We start from the raw sequence: 19,856 nt of genomic DNA on the forward strand, positions 1-19,856 counted from the left end.
GCAAGCCCTCTTTTTCACGTTACCTATTAAAGAGCGCGTTATGCTAACTAGTCATCAACCTGCTGTTCATTCAGCCAATCGTGTAGTGCCTTCATGTCGTGCTGAACGGCCATTTGTAGCTCTTCCACCCAATCATGCACGTTCTCCCACCATGTAGGGTGATCGCCCTGTTGAATTTGATTAGCAATACGCTGTACACGAGCCAAACCAACAGAGCCAGCGGCGCCTTTAATTTTGTGAGCCTGTGAGCACACTTCTGACTTTTCGTCCGCACTTAAGCTTAGCTGCAGTATTTCCATGTATTCAGGCATTTTTTCTTGGAATACTTTAACGCTAGCGCGCACCATTTCATCCCCTATGGTATCAACTAACATCTGTAACAAGTCCATATCTAAAATGTTACTTAATGTTTTGTTAGGTTCAGGGCGCTCTACTTCGCCATCAATTTCAAGCGGTGCAGGTGGTGCATGGAACAACTCGTTAAACACCTCGATAACGCGAGATTTTTTAATCGGCTTAGCAATAACGTCATCCATACCGTTTTCTAAGTATTCATCACGCTTTTTAATGACGTTTGCCGTTAGCGCCACGATGGGCGTTTGCATAACCAGATCTTCTTCAATAATCGTACTTGCCACATCGAATCCGGTCATGTCAGGCAATTGAATATCAAGCAAGATAAGGTCGTATTGGTTTTCCCTGACTTTGTCTATGGCTTCTTGACCGGTCATTGCTACATCGACTTTCTGGCCAAGCTTCTCAAGCAAGGCTTTGGCGACCATTACATTCAACTCAATATCTTCAACTAACAAGATATTAAGCCCTGTCACTTGAAGCTGCGCCACTTTCATTGGGCTGTTAGAAATTTGAACTGGCAACACGATTTCAAAGCGGGTGCCTATACCCACTATGCTAGAAACGTGAATTTCACCTTTCATCAAGTCGACCATTTGCTTACAGATTGCCAATCCAATACCGGTACCTGTGGCCGATTGGTGGTCAGGGTGATCAACCTGATAGTACATGGCAAAAATCTTTTCAATTTCGCTTTCTGGAATACCCACTCCAGTATCTTCAATGACAAAGGTAACATACGCCTTATCGCCATCGGGTTTCGTTGATGAAACCGATAAGCTTACGTGCCCTTTTTGCGTAAATTTCACTGCATTAAACAAGATGTTCCACAAAATTTGACGAAGGCGCGTGCCATCTATTTCAACAAGACGGGGAAGTGGCTCGTTGATTGTTGTTTTAAGCTCTAGCTGTTTGTCAGCGGCCAACAGGCGAATAATGCTGCTGAGTTCCTCGGTAAAGTCCTTCAACGATATAGTTTTTAGACTTAGTTCAAGTTTGTCTCTATCTAATTTATCTAGGTCAATAATGTCGTTAAAGATATTACCTAGCGTAATGGCACTTGCGTAAATTGTACTAACCCAGCTGAATTGCTCGTCGCTTAACTCGGTATCACGCAGCATGCGACTTAAGCCAACAATACCGTTCAATGGTGTACGAAGCTCATGGCTGATGGTCGCGATAAAGCGCGTTTTATCTGTGCTAGCTTTCGCCGCAGCATTTTCAGCCTGTTTACGCTCAGTCATGTCGCGACCGAATGAAAGTAGCCCCAAGCGGTTGCCTTCTTTATCGAAGAAAGGTACACGCTTCATTTCGAAGTAACGACGACGTCCATCAGCAAAGCGAAGCCACAGCTCTTCTGTGATACTGGCGTTGGTTTCTAGAACTTCGTGATCACTCGCTACAATTTGGCGGGCAAGCTCTTCCTCATATACGTCTTTTGGCGTTAAGCCAAGCAGCTCTTGCTCGGTTTTGCCCGTCATCAACTCGGCAATGCGGTTGCAGCCCGCAAATCGACCTTCTTCATTGCGATAATAAATTAAGTCTGGCGAAGCATCGATAATGGAGCGAAGTAGCGTAGATAAGCGGCGCGCTTGGGCCTCTTGTTCAGATTTATCCTGAATTTCTTTTTCTAAATCTTTAAATAGTGCTTCACGCTCTTCTTGAGCCTGCTTACGTTGCTCTATTTCGTGATTTAGCTGGCGAATATTGCTCTGTAATTCTCGGTTAAGAAAAACGTCTTCTTCACGTAAACTTTCTAGCTGACTAACGACTTCTTTAAGATTAGTACGCGAATTCTCTAGCTGCTTAATTAGTTCACTGAAAAAGTAGAGAACCCATGGCGCAGACAACATGGTAAGAATAACGGCACTTATAAAATCGTCGGGTTGGACTTGGCTTCCCATACTTACGCGTATCACGTAAGAACCGCCTAGCGTGAACACAAGCGAAAGAACAACAAATAAGATGCTGAGCTTTAGAGTGCCAAAACGCTGAACAAATTGAGCAAAGCGGATTGCCCAAGAATCGTTTGGTGAATCTGAATGCATGTACGTCTAATCTAAACTTATTTTGCCTTTATCCTATCAGGCTTTCCCCTCTTCGGGAATGCGGTTTGTCAAAGCATAACTCTGTGGCCCTACCCAGAATTAGGATTTGAAAGGCGACTTTTCAGTAATTTCATTAATGTATTTGGTATTCACCCACCCCACCTTCGTGTAAGACACTTTCGCCCACTCCCCTCGCTTTTCCAGTATTTTTAATACCTCGCCCTTGTGCAATCCATTCTCGATCGTTGGGAATGAAACATCGGGGCCTCTTCTCACATTCAGTGAATTAGCACTTACATTAGCCACCCGCTTTACAGCACTATCAAGATCCCGCTGAATTTGATCATGCGCCTCTCGCTGTGAATTCGAATCACTTGACTCAGTTGCCCACGTTTCACTATCACTTTGCAAAACAGCGGCTTTGAGTCTTTGAAGGGGAAAAGCGGGGCCAGGATCGACCTTTCGTGACGGCGCTATTTCTTCGTGCCCGACGATAGTAGAGATGTTGTAGTGGCTACACAATGCTTTACAGAGCGATAACGTCCTGACAATTTGTACGTCGGTGTACTTGTGCCAATAACCCATAGACTGTTGGTTAATGTGCTGGGCAGCTAATACTTCATTCTCGCCAAAAATTTCGCCAAACCAACTTTCAAAGGTGCCGTCTCCCCTTGCCTTAAGCTGGCCAGCATTGTCTAATTCAATGCCGATAGAGTACTGGTTCAAGCCACTACGCCCCTCGTAATAACTTTCTCCTGCGTGCCACGCTATTTTATTAGTCGGAAGCATTTGAACAATGTCACCATTGCGTCCAACGGCAAAGTGAGCTGACACACCGCTATCGGCATTGGTCAAGACATTCACCGAAGATGAAAGGCTACTGCCGGCGGTAAAATGAATAACAATAGTATCGGGAGATCCAGATTGAAAACGCCCAGATGTATTAGGAGAAAGCCTGAAGGTGATATTGTCGCCAGTTAGAATATGATCATCTATACTAAATATAGGCAGTGGTGAAGCATGTAGTGTATTCATACAATAATCCTTATTGTCTTAACAGCACGCCACCACAGTGAATTTTTATTCTTCGCCTTCCACATAAGCGTACACTCAATTCACACACAGGGCTCTTTATCAACATCCTTCAGCGCACCACGAGCCTTACCTGTGGTCAATTTTCAACCAATATAGCAAACTACTTATATTAGTGGAACCAGAGCTTTACAAATTAATAAAAATACACCACAAACCGCTATTGACAACATAAAACATCAATTTCAAAGCATATTTATTCATTAACAAAACGCAAATGAGAAATAATATCATTTATGAGGGGTGAGTTATTCACTTTGCAACACTGATAACATTTTTGTTACAAACATAAATGATGATGCGTAAATAACTGATTAATATCGACTTAATTATATTTATACTAATTCACTATAAAGCTTATACTTTTAGCGTTTGATTTTAGTTTTTAATGTGGGTATTTTGTACGGCCCGCATCGCAATAATGCATAAAAATGCGGAAACGACTGGAATCCTCTAATAATAAAATAACGACAAGAAAGGCGCACGCCGCAAGCAATACCGCTCGCAGGCATAAAAGACGTCTAATAATGTTGTGATACGCAAACCTAGGCGCATCTACACGCAACGCATACCTTGCCCAGTCAAAAGGTTGAAGGAGTTAAGAGATGAGTTTATATAATCCCAATGATTCCCGGGACAACTGTGGGTTTGGCTTAATCGCTCACACTCATGGGGAAGCCAGTCATGAATTGGTAACGACTGCAATACACGGTCTTGACCGTATGCAGCATCGTGGCGGCATCGCTGCCGACGGGAAAACCGGTGACGGCTGTGGTTTATTACTGCAGAAACCGGATGCGTTCTTCCATGCAATCGCCGAAGAAAATGGCTGGAAACTCAGCAAAAAATACGGCGTGGGCATGATTTTCTTAAGTCAGGACCCGGTACTTGCGCAAGCCGCGCGTGAAGTACTTAATGAAGAACTAGAAAAAGAAACACTTTCAGTAGTGGGTTGGCGCGAAGTGCCTGTCGACCACTCAGTACTGGGTGAATTAGCGCTAACGGGTGTTCCACAAATTGAACAGGTATTTGTGAACGCGCCAGCAGGTTGGAGAAAACGCGACCTTGAGCGTCGTTTGTATATGATCCGCCGCCGCGCTGAAAAACGTCTTGAGAAAGATCCCGATTTTTACGTGGCTTGTTTGTCGGGCTTGGTTACGATCTACAAAGGCTTGGTAATGCCAAAGGACTTACCTGCCTTTTATCACGATCTTGCCGATGAGCGTATGCAAAGCGCAATTTGCGTTTTCCACCAACGCTTTTCAACAAATACGCTACCACGCTGGCCGCTTGCTCAGCCTTTCCGCTTCCTTGCGCACAACGGTGAGATTAACACCATTAAAGGAAACCGCGACTGGGCCATGGCACGTGCTGCTAAATTCGCAACGCCACTTATTCCAGATCTTAAAGATGCAGCACCTTTTGTTAATACTGAAGGTTCAGACTCATCCTCGCTGGATAACATGCTGGAGCTATTCTTAGCCGGCGGTATGGATTTATTCCGTGCTATGCGGTTACTTGTTCCACCCGCCTATCAAAACAACAAGACCATGGACGATGATCTTCGTGCATTTTACGAGTTTAACTCTATGCACATGGAACCATGGGACGGCCCAGCGGGTATCGTTTTAACTAACGGTCGCCACGTTGCCTGTAACCTTGATAGAAATGGTCTACGTCCTGCTCGTTACGTTATTACTAAGAATGGTTTCATTACCCTAGCCTCAGAAGTAGGTATCTGGGATTACGAGCAAGCTGACGTAGTTGAAAAAGGCCGCGTAGGCCCAGGTGAAATGCTTGCTGTAGACACGTACACAGGCAAAATCTGGCGCTCTACTGAAATTGATGAAGACTTAAAAGCACGCCATCCTTATAAAGAGTGGCTAGACAAGCATATTCGTCGATTAACGCCAATTGAAAAGCTTGACGCGTCATTGATTGGTAAACGCGTGTTTGACGACGACGCCATGGCGGTGTACCACAAGCTACACGCCTACAGCTATGAAGAAATTCAACAAGTCGTAAAAGTACTCGCGAAAGACGGTCAAGAAGCCGTTGGTTCAATGGGTGATGACACGCCAATGGCGGTTATGTCCTCGCGTCAGCGTACGGTTTACGACTATTTCCGTCAGCAATTCGCACAGGTTACTAACCCGCCTATTGACCCGCTACGTGAAAACCACGTTATGTCGTTGGCAACCTGTATTGGCCGCGAGCAAAACGTATTTAGCGAAACCTCAGGTTACGCTGACCGCGTATTGTTTGACTCGCCAGTGCTAATGTATACCGACCTTAAGCAACTGCGCGAATTTAACCCAGACAACTACTACTCAGAAATCGTGGAGCTTCAGTATGCGCCGCAAGAAGGTTTGAAGAAAGCCATCGAGCGCGTGTGTAACGAAGTCGAGATGCTGGTTAAAAACAAGCGTGCTGCGTTCGTTATTCTGTCTGACAGAAACATTAAACAAAATCGCTTGGTTATCCCTGCAGCAATGGCAGTTGGTGCGGTACAACGTCGCTTAGTTGAAAAGTCATTACGCTGCGATGCTAACGTTGTTGTTGAGACAGCAAGTGCCCGCGATCCACACCATTTCGCGGTGTTGATTGGCTTAGGTGCCACTGCGGTTTACCCATTCCTTGCATATGAAACTATTGAGCAGCTTTGTGAAAAAGGCGAGCTAGATATTTCTCCTATGCAGGCCACGTTGAACTACCGTAAGGGTATCAACAAAGGCTTGTACAAGATCATGTCGAAAATGGGTATTAGCACTATTGCTAGCTACCGTAGCTCTAAACTGTTTGAAGCAGTAGGTATTAACAACGAAGTGATGAAGTTATGCTTTAAAGGTGTGACCTCACGCATTCAAGGTGCGGGCTTCGATGATTTCCAGCAAGATCTTATCAACCTAAACCGTATTGCTTGGCTTAAGCGTAAATCTGTCGATCACGGCGGCTTGCTTAAATACGTGCACGGTGGCGAATATCACGCCTATAACCCAGACGTAGTCAGTACGCTTCAAAAGGCTGTGGTGTCTGGTAACTACGACGACTACCAGCAATATGCAAAGCTTGTTAACGAGCGTGCGCCTGCGCACATTCGCGACTTGCTAGCTATAAACCCTGATTGTGACCCTATTGATATTAGTGAAGTAGAAGCACCGGAAAACTTATTCCCACGCTTTGATACTGCGGCAATGTCAATTGGTGCACTAAGCCCTGAAGCGCACGAAGCACTAGCGATTGCCATGAACCGCCTGGGCGGTCAGTCTAACTCTGGGGAAGGTGGCGAACACCCTTCTCGCTTTGGGACTGAAAAGAACTCTAAAATTAAGCAGGTGGCTTCAGGTCGCTTTGGTGTAACGCCTCACTATTTGGTTAACGCAAACGTTATTCAAATTAAAGTGGCGCAGGGTGCAAAGCCTGGTGAAGGTGGTCAGCTTCCAGGCGATAAGGTAAATAAATACATCGCACAGCTACGTTTCTCTGTGCCGGGTGTAACCCTTATTTCACCACCTCCACACCACGATATCTACTCAATTGAAGATTTAGCACAGCTAATTTTCGATTTGAAACAGGTTAATCCAACGGCACTTATATCCGTTAAGCTAGTATCTGAGCCGGGTGTTGGAACCATTGCAACGGGTGTAGCGAAAGCCTATGCCGACCTTATCACCGTTTCAGGTTACGACGGCGGTACAGGTGCAAGCCCGCTAACATCAGTTAAGTATGCGGGTAGTCCGTTCGAGCTTGGTTTATCTGAAACGCAACAAGCGCTTATTGAAAACGGCTTACGTCACAAAGTACGCGTTCAAACCGACGGGGGTTTGAAAACAGGCTTAGATGTAGTAAAAGCCGGTATTTTAGGTGCTGAGAGCTTTGGTTTTGGTACAGGTCCAATGGTGGCTTTAGGCTGTAAATATCTACGTATTTGCCACTTGAACAACTGTGCGACAGGTGTTGCAACGCAGGATCAAAAACTGCGTGACGATCACTTCATTGGCTTACCTGATATGGTAATGAACTACTTCAAGTTTATTGCTCAAGAAGTGCGTGAAATCATGGCGTCTATGGGTATTGCTAAGTTCGACGACCTTGTTGGTCGCACAGAGCTACTTAAAGTTCTAGATGGCATTACCGCTAAGCAAAACCGTTTAGATTTGTCGCCGTTGCTAGCGCAGCCTAAAGCAGGCGACCATACGCGCTTATTCTGCTCGCAAACCACCAACGCACCTATCGATAAAGGTGAATTGAACGCGCAGATGCTTAAAGACGGCCAGCAAGCGGTTATTGACGGTAAATCTATTACCCTTAAATACCCAATCCGCAATACGGATCGTTCTGTCGGTGCGCTGCTATCAGGTGAAATCGCTAAACACCACGGTAACCACGACTTTGAAGATACACCTATCAAAGTTGAACTTACCGGTACAGCGGGTCAGAGCTTCGGTGTGTGGAACGCTGGCGGCCTGCATATGCACCTTGAAGGTGATGCCAACGATTATGTAGGTAAAGGGATGACCGGCGGTAAGCTTGTTATTCACCCACCTCGCAATATCTCTTACGACGCCCACGACAGCGCCATTATGGGTAACACCTGCCTTTACGGTGCAACAGGCGGTAAGCTGTTTGCTGCTGGCCGTGCTGGCGAGCGCTTTGGCGTGCGTAACTCTGGTGCTATTGCGGTAGTTGAAGGCATTGGCGATAACGGCTGTGAATATATGACAGGCGGTATTGTAGCTGTACTTGGTCCGGTTGGTGTTAACTTCGGTGCAGGTATGACTGGTGGTTTTGCTTATCTTATGGATGATGGCGACGACCTTGATAACCGCGTGAATGCGGAACTGGTCGATATAATGCCAATTGAAGATAAAGCAATTCTTGCTGAGCACTTACGTGGCTTAATTAATCAGCATTACGAAGAAACAGGAAGCGAGCACTCGTTGTCGTTGCTTACTGATTTCGCCGCAACGCTGAAACGCTTCAAGCTTATTAAGCCAAAAACCAGTGATGTGAAAAACTTGCTTGGTCACATCAGTCGTTCAAGTGCTGAATTACGCATTCAGGCTCAGTAGGAGGATTTAGTTTATGGCAAAGAACGTATACCAATTTGTCGATGTTGAACGTATCGATCCGCCGAAAAAGCCGATCATGGTACGTAAACAAGAGTTCGCGGAAATTTATCAACCGCTGAGCCAATCTCAGACCGAAGGCCAAGCAGATCGCTGCTTGGACTGCGGTAACCCATACTGTGAATGGAAGTGTCCTGTACACAATTATATTCCACAATGGTTAAGCTTGGCGAACGAAGGCCGTATTTTGGAAGCTGCGGAACTCTCTCATAAAACCAACAGTTTGCCGGAAGTATGCGGCCGCGTATGTCCACAGGACAGACTGTGCGAAGGTGCATGTACACTGAATGACGATTTTGGTGCAGTAACTATCGGTAGTATTGAAAAGTACATTACCGATACAGCATTCAAAATGGGCTGGCGCCCAGATATGTCTGACGTGGTATGGACTGACAAGAAAGTGGCGATTGTAGGTGCAGGCCCAGCGGGTCTTGCATGTGCTGATATTCTGGTTCGTAACGGCGTTAAACCTGTTGTTTACGACAAATACGAAGAAATTGGTGGCCTACTTACATTTGGCATCCCGTCTTTCAAACTAGAGAAAGACGTAATCAAGCTACGCCGCCAAATCTTTACCGAGATGGGTGTTGAGTTCGTACTTAACACTGAAATTGGTAAAGACGTCCAGTTCCAGGAATTGCTTGATAAATACGATGCTGTTTTTCTTGGTATGGGTACGTACAAGTCGATGCAAGGTGGTTTCGATAACGAAGAAGTTGAAGGCGTTCACGAAGCCTTACCTTTCCTTATCGCCAACACCAATCGCGTGATGGGCCTTGAGAAAGATCCAGCTGATTACATTGATATGAAAGGCAAGCGCGTCGTTGTATTAGGTGGTGGTGATACCACCATGGACTGTGTTCGTACGTCAATCCGCCAAGGCGCTGCCCAAGTTACCTGTGCATACCGCCGTGACGAAGAAAGCATGCCAGGATCTCGCCGCGAAGTTGTTAATGCGAAAGAAGAAGGGGTTGAGTTTAAATTCAATCTTCAGCCGCTAGACATTGCAGTAAATGAAAACGGCAAAGCCTGTGGCGTTAAGCTGGTTAAAACTGAAATGGGGCCGCCTGACGCCAATGGACGCCGCCGCCCTGTTGAAGTAGAGGGTTCAGAGCACGTACTAGAAGCTGACGCGGTAATTATCGCCTTTGGTTTCCAGCCAAGCCCTGCGCCATGGTTTGCTGACTTTGGCATTATGCTTGATGAAAAAGGTCGAGTACGTGCACCGTCTGCAGGTAAATTTGCGTTCCAAACATCACACCCACAAGTATTCGCAGGTGGCGATATGGTGCGCGGTAGTGACTTGGTAGTTACGGCTATCGACGAGGGCCGTAAAGCCGCAGAAGGGATTATGGATTACATAGGCGTTTAACCGTCGCTCTCAAGTCGCTTTATAAAAAGCTCGATAGTTCTGCTATCGAGCTTTTTTGTTTGAAATAATTAAGGGATACGATTTACATTAGGCTGCGCTATGGAGGTGGGAATTGGAAATCATCCGCGCAGCACACAGGTATCGTATCAGCTGCCAAGCCTTACCCCGATTACATGCAGGTAGCACAAAAGCGCAAGCAACATACTAGAAACGTTGAAAGCATACGTTAATAAACCAAGGTTTAGTTGATGTACAAGAACATCCGCTCTAGTATCTGATATTCAAATAAAAAATAATTACACAAGAGCCCATATATGAAGAACTGGGATATTAAAAGACTTGCCATATATTTGCCCCTATTGTCAGGCATGAGCGGCTTATCTTTTGCTAGTTATGCTAATAGCATTTCGGTAGAAGAAGCGACTAAAAGAGCTTTTGCTGATAAACCCAGCATAGTGTCTTGTCCTTCAGAGTTTCAGCAGGTGAAAATTGCACAAGATGCTCGTCAATGCCAGGCCTTTGACGAACCATTAACATCTGTCATGGTGTATCATTCACCGGCGGCGCCAGAAGCTATGGTCAATCTCTATCAAGCGGCACACCCCGCGTTAAAAACCCACACACCGGTCAACGGGCGTACACTACTGTCCTCTCAAGACAAAACAGTGAGGGTTATCGTAAGCCCCGATAAGACAGGTTCTCAAGTCGATATTTTGGTTACGTCAAACGCTAATTAAGCTCTACTTTTTCAAAGCCAGTGTAAAACATACTCATGTTGGCATCTGGCTTGCAATTCCATCGTAAACAACACGATGACAGTGTCTGGCGTCATTTTTATGACACCAGAGAAACTAGAGGTAACAGACTAGTTTGCCAAATATAAGCTGGCACGGCCTAGAAACTCTACTGTCATTGGCTTTTATTCTTGAAATTTGCGAGGGTTACGATGGAATTGGCAATTATTCTAATGATGTTACTTATTGTCGTTGCACTAGGTGCCATAAAATTGTCAGACGGTGGAGTCGCTTTTCCTTTCAGGCGAAAACCACAGTTATTCACGCCGGTAGAACATACCTTTTTAAACCTTATCGAACAGGCCATGGGGCGTGAGTTTAGAATAGTATGCCGCGTACGTCTTAATGACCTTGTATCAGTTCGTCAATCTGCCAACAAGAAGACAGCAAGCCAAGCGCTTAGCCGTGCATCAAGCAGGCAACTCGACTTTGTACTGGTTGATAAACAAGATATGAGCCCGGTAATGGCCATCGACTTAGTCCATAGCCAAGGTAAAGAGGGTTACAAAGCGCAAAAGGATTGGTTTGTAACAGGCGCATTAGATGCAGCCGGCCTTCCTCATGCACGAATAAAAGTAAAATCTGGCTACACCGTCGATGACATTCGCGAATGTTTGGAAAACAAACTTATTCCGTATCGTCGATTACAAAATAAAATGGCTCAATTGCCAACACACAACCCAGAGCCACCTAAGCGCCCTACTCGCCCGGTGCGCTCAAGCAGACCAGCTGCCGCCTGATAGTTAACTCACATTTCCCCTAGCCTTTGTTGCTTAACTGTTTTCTTACTCTCAAATAGTGCAACAAAGGCATTTTTCTGTCAGTTTCTTTGTTTTCCTTATACAATTACTACATTCAACAGCGTATTCACGCGTTAAATTCCCTTAACACCGTCGGTATAGTTATGAAAAAAATTGGTATTTTAGGTGCAATGGATGAAGAAGTTGCGCTACTCAAAGCGTCACTTTGGAATGTTAAAGAAACTCAGTGGAAGCACCTTACATTTTATGAAGGCACGCTTGACGACATAGAAGTGGTGTTAGTTAAATGCGGCATTGGAAAAGTGGCAGCCGCTATCGCCACTACCGTACTTATTGAGCAATATGCACCCGATGCAGTGGTTAACACCGGCTCTGCAGGTGGCTTCGACAAGAACCTGAACATTGGTGATTTAGTGATTGCCAGTCACGTTATCCATCACGATGCTAATCTAACCCACTTTGGCTACAAACTCGGTCAATGTGCCGGTATGCCAGAAGACTTCCGTTGCGATACAACATTAATGGAAACGGCCCGAACCGCAGCTGCAGGTATTACGTCGCTTCAGTCTACAACAGGTTTAATTTGTACGGGTGATGCATTTATTGGTAGCGATGAAGCAGTAGCGGAATTACGAGAAAACTTTCCGGATATGAAAGCTGTTGAGATGGAAGGTGCAGCCATTGGCCAAACCTGCCATATGCTCGACACGCCATTTCTCGTAATTCGTTCGTTATCTGATATTGCAGGCAAAACATCATCCGTAAGCTTTAAAGAGTATCTAGAGACTGCCGCTAAGCATTCGGCACAACTTGTTATGGCAATGATTAAAGCCCTCGCTAAATAAGATGACAGAAGTTATTAGCGACCCGAATTATCAGTCGCTATTCGTACTTTGGTTGGCTATCGCCATCGACGCTCTGTGGCGCTGGCCCCAAAGTACTCACCCATTAACGCTAATGCGCTACCTTGTTTTACAAATGGGGCGCAAAGTGGTGCCATCTTCCAACTATGGCCCGTCTCAGCACTACATTTCAGGCACATTAGCTGCGTTGGTACTTCTCGCGCCTCTGATAATCTGCGTAGCCATTTTAGTGTATATGGCGCAGTACCCTGTTTTCTTCGAAGCCATTATTCTTGTTGCACTCCTCGATTTCGGCTACCAGCGTCAGCAGTATAAGAAGGTGCTAGGAAGTGTGGGAAGAAACAAGAAATCTCTTGCCCGTGAAATGGTACAAACCATAACAGCACGTCAATGCAATTCACTTACCGATATAGGAATTGCCAAAGCCGCTATAGAATCGCTATGGCTCAAGTTTCTCTATCTTTATTGCGGCGTTATTTTCTACTTTGTAGTGGTAGGCCCCATAGGCGCACTCATTTATCGATTACTTTTGCTCACATCTTGGCAATGGCATTACCGAACCCCAACAATGACTTTTTTTGCCAAACCCGTACGCAACCTTGTCTACTTGCTTAATATGCCGCCAGCGGTCATTGGTGGTCTAGCAGCACTACTGGTGAGCCATCCTATTAAAGGGTTTCGCGCCATAAAGCGCTCCCCAGTGAAAGATAAAACGTCACTGCTGCTTGCACTTATGGGTGGTGTACTAGATGTAAAACTGGGTGGCCCTGCAATTTACGCAAATAAGAAAATTCGATATCCCCGTGTAGGTGGGGCTAACGAGGTAAAATACTCTCACATGCTATCAGCCAAAAGCACCATTAATCATGCGATGATAGCAATTAGCGCTTTCGCCTCATTAGTAATGCTAGCGATAGCGGCCTCATCATGAAAGCAGCAGGTCCAATGAAAACCATTTTTTTTGTAGTTCTATGCTATCTGCCTCTTATCGCGCTTGCTGATTCATCGTCAGATAACAGCTCAATGCACCTTGCAAACGCCAATCAATTTGCTTCAGCCAATGTTGCACCAAACTCAGAATCAAGCGCTTTATCAAATCCCGCCGAGCTAAAAATAGTCAGTCTTGCGCCACACCTAACAGAATGGGCGTTCAGTTTAGGTTTAGGTCCTAATCTTTTAGGCGTCAGCGACTATAGTGACTATCCAGAAGCAGCCAAAAACATTCAACGTATAGCTGATTTTCAGGGGGCAGATATTGCTGCAATAGTGGCTTTAAAGCCTGATTTAGTTTTGGCTTGGGAGGGTGGCAACAAACCTCAAGATATCCATAAGCTTTCTTCAATGGGGCTTAATGTATTTAGTAGTAAGATTGAAAACATTACAGATATTGCGAATGAAATAAAAAGGCTTGGCGCACTTACCAACACGCAAAAAAAAGCAAACAAACTCAGCAATACCTTTCTCAACGATTTAAAAAATCTAAGGCATAAATACGATACTGAGCCACGTCAACCAGTATTTTACTATTCATGGACAACGCCACTAATGACAATCGGCCCCAATGCATGGGGTAATAAGCTATTAAATATTTGTGGTGCACAAACTCTATTTGCAGATAGTCCTGTAGACTACCCGCAAGTGACAGTTAGGGACGTATTGATCCGTCAGCCGCATGCTCTTATCGCTGCGTCTAAAAACTCGCGCCAAGAACTAGAAGTATTCTGGCAGAAACACCGGCGTTTTCTAAATGCGCCACTTATTGTTGTAGATCCTGACGTTACAAGCCGGTTTTCGCTACGATTAATAAATGAACTAAAATCGCTCTGTGAAGGTATTAAATAAAACGCATAAGCGTTATACTTAAGTCTAAAATATCAGTAAGAAGGTAAGAGCACCATTTCATGCGGATTGTTGTTGCGGGTTTTCTAGTTGTTGTCAGTATTGCATTATTTGTGTCGCTTCAGTGCACTGCAAAAGCCACTGCCCAAGCCTCAGTTGCTGCTTCTCCTTATCTTATTGAGCGCGTCGCAAACAATGACTGGCTTCTTATCGACGTTCGCTCTCCCGAAGAATTTGCTGACGGTCATATTCCCGGTGCAGTGAATATGCCTCATGAAAACATTAATGACTATCTAAGCGAATTAGAAGGTCACAAGAACAAGCCTATTATCATCTACTGCCGCTCTGGTAGACGAGCCAAACTGGCTATGAAAGTGTTAGAAGAACTCGACTTTTCTGAAGTCATGCATTTAGAGGGCGACATGTTAGGCTGGAGCGCGGCAGGTATGACAATAGATAGGATGTAGACAAGCATATTTTTCCATAAAACTACGCGATATTTTTATAAACCCACCTCTTAGCTGATGACTGTGTGTAATTATTCCCCTGTGGTACACTTTTTTCATTCGACGATTGCATGACACACCTATGAAAATAGATATAGCTACTCCAGCCATGTTATTTCCAGCAATTTCTTTATTGCTTTTAGCCTATACCAATCGTTTTTTGACGCTTGCGACTATCATCAGAAACTTTTCAAAAGAAGAGAAAGATGACAATACACAGGCACAAATCAAAAACCTTCGTTTACGTATCCAGCTTATTAAGCGCATGCAAATAGCAGGAGTGGGCAGCTTTTTTCTATGTGTAGTGTCCATGTTAGCGATTTATCTTACCTACCAACAGGTGGGCAATTGGGTGTTCGCTGCAAGTCTAGTGTCACTTTTGTATTCACTTTGGATGTCGGTAAGAGAGATATTGATTTCTGTAGAAGCATTAGATGTTCACCTTGACGGAATGAAAAGCATACCGAATAAAGAAAAAGTATGACGCCTTCAATTCATATGAACCGCATAGTTCAAAGCGAAATAAATTACGAGCAGTTAGCCCCAGCGTTTTTTGCAGGCGTCATTTCTCTTGGTAATCGTGTTCACGGAGACAACTACCTGACCGATGACCTGATCGCTGATTACTATGCTAAAAGTTTCATTGGCACTACTAATGCTAGCTGGGTAGCACTGTATGCAAACAAAGTGGTGGGTTTCAGGCTAACCTTTGCGCACACACAATGGAAAGCAGATGAGTGGTGCAGCCCTTCCCTTTGGCCAGTAGATCCAAATACCGTATGTTATTTCAAATGCAACACGGTCGACCCTGCAATGCAGGGGTATGGTATTGGCAGCACATTATTGAGCAAATCTATAGACTGTGCACGAAATCAAGGCGCAGAAGCGGGTTTAGCACATATTTGGTTGGCAAGTCCGGGCAACAGCGCATTTAAGTACTTCACTAAAAATGGGGGGCAGCTTATAAAGAAGCACCCCAATAAATGGCGCTACGCATCTATTCACGAAGGCTACGATTGCCCTGTATGCGAGGGTTATTGCGAGTGTGAAGGTGCGGAAATGCTACTTCAATTTCAAGCCCCATAAGTACGCCAAAGGTAAAAACGTTTTTATTCTATGACCTACGATCCTCTTATTTCACGCGGCGTTTCATCAATGTTACCCGCGGCAAACAGCTACTGGCATGCCACACACAAACCACCAACACTGCCGCCTTTAAACAAGAAGGTAAACACTGAGTACCTCGTCATTGGTGGTGGTTATACCGGTCTTTCAGCTGCGATCACGCTTGCTCAAGCTAAGCAGAACGTGACGTTGCTTGATGCAAACTCACTTGGATTTGGATGTGCAGGACGCAACGGCGGCTTTATCCTCTCGGGTAGCGGCCGATTGAGCTTAAGCGCCATAGAGGACAAGTGGGGTCGTGACACCGCCAAAGCTATGCAGGGCGAGTTTGATGGCGCGGTACACCTGCTTAAACAACGTATTGCAGACTTTGATATGCAGGTCGATTTGGTAGAAGGACCCTATTTAAAACTGGCGCATAACTCAAAGCAAGCCGAACTACTCTGTGCCAGTGCTAAGCATCTTGAGTCACACTTCAATGTGCCGAGCTCTCCACTTAGTGAAAAAGACCTTATTGCGCGCTTTGGTATTGAAGGGGCGTATGGTGGCGTTGAGCTAAAGGGTGCATGCTTACACCCATTAAAATTAGTAAGCGAATATGCAAGAGTAGCAAAGGAGCTTGGCGCTACGCTTTTCTACGACTCTCCCGCCATTAGCATTGAAAAGCACAAAACCGGTTACCTGGTCAAAACGCCAAGCGGATCTGTTTCGACCAAGCATATACTCATTACGACTAACGCCTATACCCCTAAACGTTTTCACGACAGTGTGGATAACAAGCAATTTCCGGTGCAATCAAGTATTTTTGTCACTGCTCCTATGAGCCAAGAACAGCGTGTGCAGTCGGGCCTAACCTCGCCGATGAGTTTTATGGATACTCGGATGATGAAATATTATTACCGTGTACTGCCAGATGGCCGGTTATTGTTTGGCGGTCGTGGGGCAGTAAAAGGTAAAGATGCAGATAAAACTTCAGAGAAAGAGCGCTTGTACCGCGCTATGGTAAAAAGTTTCCCTTCACTTAGCGGTATCGCCATGGATTATTTTTGGAGTGGTTGGGTAAGTGTATCGTTAGACAGTATGCCGCGGATTTTCATCGACAATAAGGTGAGCGGCAACAATGCAAGCCGCTCTAGCGGTAATATCGGTTATGCCATGGGGTATTGCGGTTCGGGCGTTTCATTTGCCGCGTTTGCAGGGCAACGACTTGCTCAACGTATGATGGGTAGCAATGACGTCGATTTATCGCTTCCCCTTTATCACTCTCCTTTGAAAACCTACCCCTTTGCAAAAGCAAGAAGGCTAGCACTGCATGGCTTGTACCAATGGGCGAAAATAGCAGAACGCTAGTAATGGTTATAAATTACGATTCACCTTAAAGTTAAGCATTGCATGCTGTCTATAAATTAGGCTATTTTAGGTATCTATTCTTTGACGGAGTCACCTCATGTCATATATCGATGCCTTTGCTGTAGCCGTTCCCACTGAAAATAAAGCGTTATACATTGAGCACGCCAAACTCGCTGGCGATATTTTTAAAGAGTATGGTGCGACTAAAATACTTGAAGCTTGGGGTGACGATGTCCCTGAAGGGGAAGTCACGTCTTTCCCGATGGCTGTTAAAGCCAAAGAAAATGAAACCGTGGTGTTTTCCATTGCATTTTGGCCTTCAAAAGAAGTACGTGATACTGCTTGGAAAAAGGTGATGGAAGATCCAAGAATGCAGGAAAACGAAAACCCCATGCCTTTCGACGGTAAGCCCCTTATTTATGGGGGCTTCGTACCAATGCTGGAATTATAAGACTATTAGTTTCAGCTATTTCATATCGTCTATTTTCGCTAACGCCGACGGCAAGTCGGCGGCTAACTTTTTGTACCGGCGGTATACGATAAAAACGACCACACTGTTTATCAAAAGCTGTGTTCCCCACAGCGTGAAGGCGTTAAACATCAGTACATTAAAAACGGCGAGTGCCAGCAGTCCACACCACAAAGCCAAGCATCCATAGAGGCTAATTTTCCAGTAATGTAATTGCTGTTTTAATTGGTTTTGTTTAAACGCCAACATTGACTGAACGTCTAACGTCTGGACCTTCCACTGTTTTTGCCTTACCCAATATCCCCATGCCCCGAAAGCGGCGGGAATAGGTGTAAGTACTATGAAAAGCAAAAATTGATACGTGCTAAGTGGCTCGAACAACACCAAAGTTAAACACCACATAGAAACCGCTAGCCCGAGCACCAAATCAACGGCACCTTTTAGTTTAAGTTTAAATCTTGCGCTCTTGGTTTCTTTAATCAGTGCATCTGTATCTACTGAAGGGGTTGCATCCTTGTAGGCACTTTGCCACTGAGCGAGTTGCTTATCTAGTTCGTTCATTTGCGTGCTGCTCTCGGCCATACTTAATTTTTCTTCGCTCAAGGCTTTTTTATTATCGCTCAGGGCTTTTTTATCTTCGCTCAAGGCTTTTTTGTTATCGCTCAAGGCTGTTGCTCCATTATCTGCGTTAGCTGTTGGCGGGCGCGGCTTACTCGCTTAGCAACGGCACTCTCTTTGATACCTAACATATTGGCTATTTCCAGCTGACTGAAACCTTCTAAAAGCAATGCCAGTACCTGTCTGTACTTTATTTCTAGCTGACGTAAGCCTGTCATGAGATCCATCGCATTCTCTTGTAACGTGGCATCCCGAGATGAGCTGGCGCTGGTTGTGTGAGAAGAATCAAACTCGCCGTCATGGGTAAACTCTTGACGCCGCTGCTCTTTAATCACGTGATCAACCGCCTTGTTATGCGCGACTTTAGCAACAAACGTTTTCACACTTGCCTCACCGCGAAAGCCACTATCACTGTCTTTTGAGGCTCCTTCAAAAGCGCGCCAAACCGCCAGTGACATTTCTTGTATCAGCTCATCTTGAAGTGATTTATTAGCCTCAAATGTTGCCGCAATACGCGCCATGAGCGGCGCGTATTCACTAAGCAGTTTTTCTATTTGAATGGTTTCTTTCACTGCATTTCCATTTTTATTATTTTTTAATTCCACGCTTTAAGTGAGCAGTTTAATTACGCTTCCTAGCTGATTAGCGAAATAAGCGCTGGTAAGCAACAAAGCACATACATGAAACAATAGGGCCAAACACCAATCCCGACAATGCGAAAGTATAGGGCGCAAGTGCAACTGTTAAGAAAATCATGGCACCTATTATCAACATCGGCTTATAAGCGCCCACTACTACAGCAATACTATTTGTAAAAGATGCTGGGATTGAGCGATGTTTTAAAATAAGCAACATAGGTACAAATAAAAGCAGTAAATTTATTGGTGTTGCCGAGCCCATCATTAGCCCGACCTTCCAAGCGGGTACATCTACTACAACACCATTTGCTAACGCCGCCACTGAATCTGCGCCCATTAACATAGCGCCAATTTGAAATTGGATCCACGCGATTACTGGCCCGGTCAAACTCCACAAAGCAACATTTGTCCATGAGCGCAGGGTACCGCCCGACAATCTCAGCTTGTTGTTCTCTGCTAAGTTGGCAATGGCCAACCACATTACGGTAGCCAGAAGCGGACCTACCCATTTCGATATGCCTAAGCCAATTGGCCCTGCTAGCGCTTGAATGAGCCCCGCGGCAAATAAAGTAACAAAAGAAAGCCCCAATAATTTGAAAGGTGCTTTTATAAAAAGCTGCCACCCCTCTTTCAGCCATATGAACGCTTCCTTCGCAGGAAGGCTCTTGTTAGCCTGATGGTATGTTGCACGAGTTGAAGTTACCGTTGTCATGTTTTTATCCTTTGCATTGCGTAAGCGTTAGTATTGAGTTTCACTGTTGTTTCATCCCAGCCTGCTACGCGTTAACTGCTTATCGTACGGTTGGGTTCATTGATTGATTTTTCCCCTATAGACGATAGCGATTGCAAAATCCTGACAAACTTTTTCAAAAAAAAGTAAGAAAAATAAAAAACGTTT

The 19,856-nt window shown here is 45.0% G+C and carries 17 protein-coding genes; 12 read left to right on the plus strand and 5 right to left on the minus strand.

The features are described from left to right. Positions 1-47 precede the first annotated feature (47 nt). Positions 48-2,402, minus strand: a complete 2,355-nt coding sequence (gene arcB / locus RJ41_RS07570) for an aerobic respiration two-component sensor histidine kinase ArcB (RefSeq protein ID WP_039218908.1) — start codon at positions 2,400-2,402, stop codon at positions 48-50. Positions 2,403-2,501: 99 nt separating this feature from the next. Beyond that, the gene (locus RJ41_RS07575) at positions 2,502-3,437 is read right to left on the minus strand and encodes an N-acetylmuramoyl-L-alanine amidase (RefSeq protein ID WP_039218911.1); all 936 of its coding nucleotides are present in this window, start codon (positions 3,435-3,437) and stop codon (positions 2,502-2,504) included. Positions 3,438-4,099: 662 nt separating this feature from the next. On the opposite strand from RJ41_RS07575, the gene gltB reads away from it, so the two are divergent. From gltB to RJ41_RS07635, 12 genes are all read left to right on the plus strand, one after another. Next, the gene (gltB, locus tag RJ41_RS07580; RefSeq protein WP_039218914.1) at positions 4,100-8,566 is read left to right on the plus strand and encodes a glutamate synthase large subunit; all 4,467 of its coding nucleotides are present in this window, start codon (positions 4,100-4,102) and stop codon (positions 8,564-8,566) included. Between the two features lie 13 nt (positions 8,567-8,579). Beyond that, the gene (locus RJ41_RS07585; RefSeq protein WP_039218917.1) at positions 8,580-9,995 is read left to right on the plus strand and encodes an FAD-dependent oxidoreductase; all 1,416 of its coding nucleotides are present in this window, start codon (positions 8,580-8,582) and stop codon (positions 9,993-9,995) included. Between the two features lie 314 nt (positions 9,996-10,309). After that, positions 10,310-10,732, plus strand: a complete 423-nt coding sequence (locus tag RJ41_RS07590) for a hypothetical protein (protein ID WP_039218919.1) — start codon at positions 10,310-10,312, stop codon at positions 10,730-10,732. Positions 10,733-10,941: 209 nt separating this feature from the next. Beyond that, the gene (locus tag RJ41_RS07595; protein WP_039218922.1) at positions 10,942-11,529 is read left to right on the plus strand and encodes a DUF2726 domain-containing protein; all 588 of its coding nucleotides are present in this window, start codon (positions 10,942-10,944) and stop codon (positions 11,527-11,529) included. A 164-nt stretch (positions 11,530-11,693) separates the two neighbouring features. Next, the gene (locus RJ41_RS07600) at positions 11,694-12,395 is read left to right on the plus strand and encodes a 5'-methylthioadenosine/adenosylhomocysteine nucleosidase (RefSeq protein WP_039218924.1); all 702 of its coding nucleotides are present in this window, start codon (positions 11,694-11,696) and stop codon (positions 12,393-12,395) included. A gap of 1 nt (position 12,396) precedes the next feature. Beyond that, positions 12,397-13,344 (plus strand): cobalamin biosynthesis protein CobD/CbiB, encoded by a 948-nt coding sequence (locus RJ41_RS07605; protein WP_039218927.1) that lies wholly within the window; start codon positions 12,397-12,399, stop codon positions 13,342-13,344. Positions 13,345-13,358: 14 nt separating this feature from the next. Then, the gene (locus RJ41_RS07610) at positions 13,359-14,255 is read left to right on the plus strand and encodes a cobalamin-binding protein (RefSeq protein ID WP_039219190.1); all 897 of its coding nucleotides are present in this window, start codon (positions 13,359-13,361) and stop codon (positions 14,253-14,255) included. Positions 14,256-14,314: 59 nt separating this feature from the next. Continuing rightward, positions 14,315-14,719 carry a rhodanese-like domain-containing protein gene (locus tag RJ41_RS07615; RefSeq protein ID WP_039218931.1) on the plus strand — a complete coding sequence of 135 codons (405 nt, stop codon included), beginning with the start codon at positions 14,315-14,317 and terminating at the stop codon, positions 14,717-14,719. Between the two features lie 121 nt (positions 14,720-14,840). Continuing rightward, on the plus strand, positions 14,841-15,242 hold the full coding sequence (locus RJ41_RS07620; protein ID WP_039218934.1) for a DUF2721 domain-containing protein: 402 nt from the start codon (positions 14,841-14,843) through the stop codon (positions 15,240-15,242). Beyond that, positions 15,239-15,844 (plus strand): GNAT family N-acetyltransferase, encoded by a 606-nt coding sequence (locus tag RJ41_RS07625; RefSeq protein ID WP_039218936.1) that lies wholly within the window; start codon positions 15,239-15,241, stop codon positions 15,842-15,844. Before RJ41_RS07620 ends, RJ41_RS07625 begins: the two co-directional genes overlap by 4 nt. Before the next feature lie 30 nt (positions 15,845-15,874). Next, positions 15,875-17,233, plus strand: coding sequence for an FAD-dependent oxidoreductase (locus RJ41_RS07630; protein ID WP_039218938.1), 1,359 nt, complete (start codon positions 15,875-15,877; stop codon positions 17,231-17,233). A gap of 97 nt (positions 17,234-17,330) precedes the next feature. Beyond that, the gene (locus RJ41_RS07635; protein ID WP_039218942.1) at positions 17,331-17,684 is read left to right on the plus strand and encodes a DUF1428 domain-containing protein; all 354 of its coding nucleotides are present in this window, start codon (positions 17,331-17,333) and stop codon (positions 17,682-17,684) included. 15 nt (positions 17,685-17,699) lie between these two features. Here the strand turns inward: RJ41_RS07635 and RJ41_RS07640 are convergent, their stop codons facing one another. The 3 genes from RJ41_RS07640 to RJ41_RS07650 form a co-directional block, all read right to left on the minus strand. Next, positions 17,700-18,368 carry a hypothetical protein gene (locus RJ41_RS07640; RefSeq protein WP_240485756.1) on the minus strand — a complete coding sequence of 223 codons (669 nt, stop codon included), beginning with the start codon at positions 18,366-18,368 and terminating at the stop codon, positions 17,700-17,702. Further along, positions 18,365-18,892 carry an RNA polymerase sigma factor gene (locus RJ41_RS07645; RefSeq protein WP_039219193.1) on the minus strand — a complete coding sequence of 176 codons (528 nt, stop codon included), beginning with the start codon at positions 18,890-18,892 and terminating at the stop codon, positions 18,365-18,367. The genes RJ41_RS07640 and RJ41_RS07645 overlap by 4 nt, the downstream gene beginning before the upstream one ends. A gap of 70 nt (positions 18,893-18,962) precedes the next feature. Then, positions 18,963-19,670, minus strand: a complete 708-nt coding sequence (locus tag RJ41_RS07650; RefSeq protein WP_039218945.1) for a hypothetical protein — start codon at positions 19,668-19,670, stop codon at positions 18,963-18,965. Positions 19,671-19,856: the final 186 nt, after the last annotated feature.

Source organism: Alteromonas marina (assembly GCF_000808575.1).
GTDB classification, from domain to species: domain Bacteria; phylum Pseudomonadota; class Gammaproteobacteria; order Enterobacterales; family Alteromonadaceae; genus Alteromonas; species Alteromonas marina_A.